This window comes from Bartonella sp. AA81SXKL (assembly GCF_042196945.1).
GTDB lineage: Bacteria > Pseudomonadota > Alphaproteobacteria > Rhizobiales > Rhizobiaceae > Bartonella.
The window spans coordinates 329-627 of the sequence record NZ_JBHIRH010000326.1 but is presented as its reverse complement, the minus strand read 5'-3'; the positions used below and the strand labels follow the sequence as shown (position 1 = coordinate 627).

Annotated in this window: 1 protein-coding gene; it reads right to left on the bottom strand. The window is 37.8% G+C overall.

Going from position 1 to position 299, the window contains the following annotated elements; all coding sequences use genetic code 11:
• The coding region (locus tag ACFINZ_RS11465) for a cytochrome c-type biogenesis CcmF C-terminal domain-containing protein (RefSeq protein ID WP_375701577.1) at positions 1 to 299 on the bottom strand (299 nt) is incomplete at both ends.

Sequence of the window (299 nt, the reverse complement as noted above, 5' to 3'; positions counted from 1 at the left end):
ATGCGCTATTGCTGCACCAAAAACGGACCATGGTAATCCAATAAATCTTTTAAACCGTGCTAATAAAGCTATTTTGCGATGTCCGCTCTTCGCCCAAAGACCAGCTAAACTACCTAAGAAAACAAAAGTTGAAAGTCCAATTCCTAAAATGGCAAAAATATCACGCAAAGAAACTACATAAAATGTGATAAAACAAACTATAGCGACTAATGCAAAAACAACCCACAGCCGTTCAAAAACTGCGAGAAAATCACCGCGTTTCCACGCTATCATTGATCCAAATGGAACCAATAATAACA